Genomic DNA, 5,187 nt, shown 5'->3' on the forward strand with positions numbered 1-5,187 from the left:
CAACTCTACTGCCTGTTTCAGCGATACATGCATCTCAGGTGTCATCGCTGCAATCAGTTCTTCATAGGTCATCTCATGATACTCCTGTTGCCAATGGGCGCAGTTTACCATATCCCAATCGTTGTCACTTAACTGAGCTCAAGTCAGGATACCCGTCTAGCGCGTGCCACCCATTCGCCGATGGGCACAAACATAAGCCCCGCAATCAAACCTGCTAAGTGAGCCGTATTGGCAATTGCGCCAAGCCCCATGCCCTCGAGCAAGCCGCTGTATCCTAGAACCAACCACACGATCATAAAGCCGAATAATGCGGGAGGCAGGCCGACGGCCTTCGCAGGATTACGCCTATCCCAGAGCCAAGCATATCCCAGCAGGGCAAATACAACGCCTGACATACCACCAAACAGCGGCCCGCTGATATAGAACTGCGCGAGGTTTGACGAAATACCAGAGAACAAAACCAGCCCCGCAAGCGCCCAACGCCCCTGAAAGTACTCAATTTTACTGCCAACAATCCAAACCCAAAGCAAATTAAAGATGATATGCAAAAGGCTGAAGTGGAGAAAGACAGGCGTGAACAGCCGCCATAACTCACCGCTGGTTAACGTATGCGTCAGACTGGTGGTGAATACCTCACCATTCCTTTCGACAATATCAGTCATGGTAAACAGGCGGAAATATTCGAAGTTCTCCCCCATACCGATCAGGAACGTAATGCCCAAACTGGACAAAATAAGGGAGACCGTCAGCCATATCTGCGGCAAACCCACCGCTGAAAGACCGCTTGTAGGTCGAGCATGACTGACTTTGATCGTGCGCAGGTCAGCGCCCTCTTGCCACATCTGGAACAGCGCAGCAATTTTTTCAGGATCAATACTGGGAGCGACCCACAGCTGCTGTTGCTGATCATGCTCAAGAATACGATGGGGGATTTCGTTCATCCAAAGAAATTCGGCGAACTCAGAGAGGTCCTCAGACAACGGGACCTCTAGCACTTTTATCATGGCGACCTCTTCAAGGGACTGATGGCAGGTCCCCTATTCGAAGATTTCCTTGCGTACATCAACCCAGATAAATTTATCTTTGCATAATTCTGCTTCGCCATCGTATCGGTAGGCAACCAATTTACCAAACTTCACCGCACTGTAATCCAAGCATGCGATATTGCTGGTAATGGGAGCAGGTTCGCCATCACGCCAGTAGTGACCGATAAATAATGGTTTCTCATCCAGACTATAGTGCATCAGATCGTCATGATCCTGCTCATTGAGTACCATTCGGGCAACATGGGTCGGCAGTGGATCCGGTTGAAACACCACATCTGCATAATAATACGGACTTTGTGCCCAGAATTTAGTGCGGAAGAAACTCCGTTTAAATCCATCCTTGCTGATCATCACCTCATCATTCGGCATGCGAAGATGGGTGCCTCGCAGTAAACGATCCATCAACGTCCATTCCATGCTGCCCTGCTGGGCAGAACGATGCATGAAATCATCCGTCAAAACCTGATCTGGGTACTGCTCAAGAAAACGATCGATCAGCGGCTGGTGCCAACACGCATGGACCACCCTGAAGGAATCAAACTCCATAAACAAAGGCATTTCTCGCATCCACTGCAAGAACTCTGTTTGCTCCTGCGAGTAGTTCGCAAACTGCTCCAATGTCTCATTGAGAATACGCCGATGGCGCGCGGTATGTTCACGCAGATACGGCATTCCCGAGTCCGGCCGTCCCGGTGTCAGATAACAGAGATAGTTATACTCGTGGTTTCCCATCACGATGTGGGCACTGCCAGCATCGACCATATCACGCACAATGTGCAGTGATTCACGAATGCGTGGACCACGATCCACAATATCCCCAAGAAAAATCACTTTCCTCTCAGGATGACGATATACGCCTCCTTGCTTGCTGTAGCCAAGTTTTTCCAACAACATCTGCAGGCTCAATGCACATCCATGCACATCACCAATCAGATCATATCCTCGCCACTGCTCCGTCACATCAGTCTCCCAGCTTCGTACCCCACCCGAGTTTTTCACGGCAGGTGCTATAAAAATCGTAGTTCAGCGGGTGGATAAGCTTGAGTTTATGAGGCTTCTTATGAATGGTAATTGTATCGCCCGGTGCACAGTTAATATGATTCTGACCATCACAAGAGATTGTCGGATAGGTTTCGTTCTGCTCACCAATCACCATCTTCAGCTCACTGTTCCCATCAACCACAATCGGACGACTGGACAAGGTATGAGGGAACATCGGCACCAACACCAACGCGTCCAGCTTCGGATGCATAATAGGACCGCCACCCGAGAGCGCGTAAGCCGTCGAACCTGTTGGCGTAGAAACAATAATGCCATCAGAACGTTGGGTATAGACAAACTGCCCTTCGATATAAAGCTCGAACTGGATCATACGCGCAGCCTTACCGGGGTGCAGCACACAGTCGTTCAGCGCTGTCGCTTCTCCCACAGGAACACCATCGCGTTTCACAGTAACATCGATCAAAAAGCGGCTTTCGACGGTATATTTACCTTCCAATACTTCTCCGACCTTCTCTTCGATCTCCTGCGGAGCAATATCAGTCAGAAAGCCCAGATTACCGCGATTTACACCCAGAACAGGAATGTGAGACAACGCCAATGAGCGCGCAGCACCCAATAAGCTGCCATCGCCACCCACAACGATCACGAGGTCACATATCTCCCCCATCATCTTCTGTTTGCTCACCTGCTGACCGTGACCTGGCATCACCTCAGCAATTTTTTGATCCAGAACACAGGTAATTCCGCGGTCGCCCAGAAAGCGAATCAGGTGCTTCATGGTATCGATCACCTGCTTGCTACCCAGACGCCCGATCAGACCGACATTACGAAAGTAATCCATTTGTTCTCCAATGTTGTCCCGTTATAGATGCCCACAGACGCTATTATAAAAGACCACGCTCAAGAAAACCTCGTCGCCCCTGCAATCCACCCGTATGAATTGCAACGATTTTAGTTCCGCGGCTGAATTTACCTTGAGCGATCAGTTTATGTAAGCGAAACATCATCTTACCGGTGTAAACAGGATCTAGCTCAATTTTTGTCTGTATTTCAAATTGACGTATAAAATCGATGAGCTCAGTACTGAGTTTGGCATATCCCCCCTCATGGCCGTCGAGATCCAACTGCCAGTTTGAGACGGAACCAACCCCAACCTCTGCCAGCAGAGACTGAATATCATGCTTCAGAAACCCACCCCCTTTGAGCACGGGGATCCCCAAAACTTCAGTTACCGCAGGCTTAGCAGCAACGAGTCCGGCTAAGGTACCTCCGGTACCACATGCAGACACCAACAGATCAGGCTCAGGCAGCACACGCCAACAGTCATGATCAAACAGATCAGCAAAACCTTTTACCGCCAGCGCGTTACTACCACCCTCGGGGACTATGCTCGAACCGGGATAGGTTGAACATAGTGCTTTGTGGTAGAGCATATCCTCCCGTAGACGGTATTCACTACGACTGACAAACTTCAGCGCCATTCCCCAGCGCTGCGCGTCGCGCAAGGTTGGATTGTCCGCGTATTCTGGCTCTCCGCGAACGATCCCCACCGTCTGAATACCCATTTCACAGCCCGCCCAAGCCAGAGCATGCAAATGGTTGGAATACGCACCACCAAAGCTGATTACGCGATCACAGCCTGACGCTTTAGCGTCCAACAAGTTGTGGCGCAACTTAAACCACTTATTACCACTGACCTGCGGGTGGATTAGATCCATCCGGAGCAGATAAAGAGAGACGCCCTGTTCGACACAGACCGGAAGATCCAGCTGCTCAAGACGCATTGACTGGGTAGGATCAATATAAGACATGGAAAGAAGCCCAAAACAACGGCATATGCAGTTCAACGTCACACAGCTGTAACCTTAAACTCATACTGTTATGCAAAACCAAACACGAAAGGAAAAAATAATGGAAGACTACACTGAAGAGCTATTGGAACTACTGAACGAAGACTATGACGATGATGATTTTTTCGATGATGCTACAGAGATGTAACCTTCGCGTTACACCTCTGCCTCGACTTTATCTGCGACCTGCCGCTTAATCATCATCGTCCGATTACCGCCTGCATTCTTTGCCTCATACATCGCCAGATCCGCACGCTGGATAAAATGATCTACATCTTCGAGTGCCAGTGTATCAGTCACACCCAGGCTCAATGATCCGTTAATCACAACAGTATTACCCAGATCTATGCTGTAACGACAGATTTCGTTAAAACGCATACGAATCCGCTCAGCCAGCTGCGCTGATTCAATACAGTCTGTTTGTGGCGCCAAAATCATAAACTCGTCTCCGCCATAACGAAAACATGCATCCACACTACGACTGCACTCCCGAAGTGCACGACTAACATCTCTTAAAATACGATCGCCTTCGAGATGCCCGAGCTGATCATTTACTTGCTTGAGATTATCTAAATCCACACAAATTAGGCTTAACGGAGACTGATAGCGTTCTGCCCGATCCATCTCTACCGATAACACACCATAGAAATGGCGTTGATTGTATAAACCGGTTAGCTCATCGGTGATCGACTGCTTCTTCAGCTTCTCTTCCAGGCGTTTCCGTTCGCTCAGATCATGGAAGAATCCAACACTTCCACCACCGTCACGCTCTTCGAGCAATGATGCCGACAGGCGAATAGGGATTTCCTGACCGAGCGCGCTTTTCAAAACTGTTTCATATCCCTCTACGAAACCACGCTCACCAAAGTCATCACTCTGGATCAGCCGTTTGATCTCTTTAGCGTGATCAAGACTGGTGTAGATCTCTGAGATATGCAGACGCCCAACGACATCTTCGCTGCTATACCCCAACAGTATTTGTGCCGCTGCATTAAACAGATTAATTAAACCTTTGGCATCTACACCAATGATGGGGTCAGGGCATAAATTAACGAGAGTACGACTATCAATCTTTTTCATGATCTAAAACACCAAAGAGCACGCCACGTCACAAGCCTTGTCGATAAGAGCCGCCACTCCAGAATGTGACATACCAACAAGTACAGGAATATCGAGACTACTGTGAATAAATCAAAACCACAACCGAAGAATGGTTGCTATATGGATGTTTCTACGAGGGAAATTTAATGATGAACAAGAGAAGGAAATTAGTGGTGGGCGTAGACAGG

5 protein-coding genes are annotated in these 5,187 nt (G+C 48.8%); all 5 read right to left on the minus strand.

The genetic code is table 11. From position 1 onward, the window contains the following. Positions 1-143: 143 nt before the first annotated feature. Positions 144-1,004 (minus strand): rhomboid family intramembrane serine protease, encoded by an 861-nt coding sequence (locus tag ABYW01_RS13440; protein ID WP_372833511.1) that lies wholly within the window; start codon positions 1,002-1,004, stop codon positions 144-146. A gap of 33 nt (positions 1,005-1,037) precedes the next feature. Then, a complete protein-coding gene (locus ABYW01_RS13445) occupies positions 1,038-2,006 on the minus strand; it encodes a metallophosphoesterase (RefSeq protein ID WP_372833514.1) in 969 nt (322 codons plus the stop codon). A 1-nt stretch (position 2,007) separates the two neighbouring features. After that, positions 2,008-2,889 (minus strand): NAD(+) kinase, encoded by an 882-nt coding sequence (locus ABYW01_RS13450; protein ID WP_193955040.1) that lies wholly within the window; start codon positions 2,887-2,889, stop codon positions 2,008-2,010. Between the two features lie 43 nt (positions 2,890-2,932). Then, positions 2,933-3,859: a 1-aminocyclopropane-1-carboxylate deaminase/D-cysteine desulfhydrase gene (locus ABYW01_RS13455; RefSeq protein WP_372833517.1), complete on the minus strand. Its 927-nt coding sequence runs from the start codon at positions 3,857-3,859 to the stop codon at positions 2,933-2,935. A gap of 195 nt (positions 3,860-4,054) precedes the next feature. Continuing rightward, positions 4,055-4,978, minus strand: a complete 924-nt coding sequence (locus ABYW01_RS13460) for a GGDEF domain-containing protein (RefSeq protein WP_372833518.1) — start codon at positions 4,976-4,978, stop codon at positions 4,055-4,057. Positions 4,979-5,187: the final 209 nt, after the last annotated feature.

The organism is Pontibacterium sp. (genome assembly GCF_041587635.1).
Classification (GTDB): Bacteria; Pseudomonadota; Gammaproteobacteria; order Pseudomonadales; family Balneatricaceae; genus Pontibacterium.

Coding starts and splice junctions, on each gene's coding strand:
- ABYW01_RS13440 (WP_372833511.1), bottom strand. CDS start 1,004: ATGATAAAAGTGCTAGAGGTCCCGTTGTCTGAGGACCTCTCTGAGTTC.
- ABYW01_RS13450 (WP_193955040.1), bottom strand. CDS start 2,889: ATGGATTACTTTCGTAATGTCGGTCTGATCGGGCGTCTGGGTAGCAAG.
- ABYW01_RS13455 (WP_372833517.1), bottom strand. CDS start 3,859: ATGTCTTATATTGATCCTACCCAGTCAATGCGTCTTGAGCAGCTGGAT.
- ABYW01_RS13460 (WP_372833518.1), bottom strand. CDS start 4,978: ATGAAAAAGATTGATAGTCGTACTCTCGTTAATTTATGCCCTGACCCC.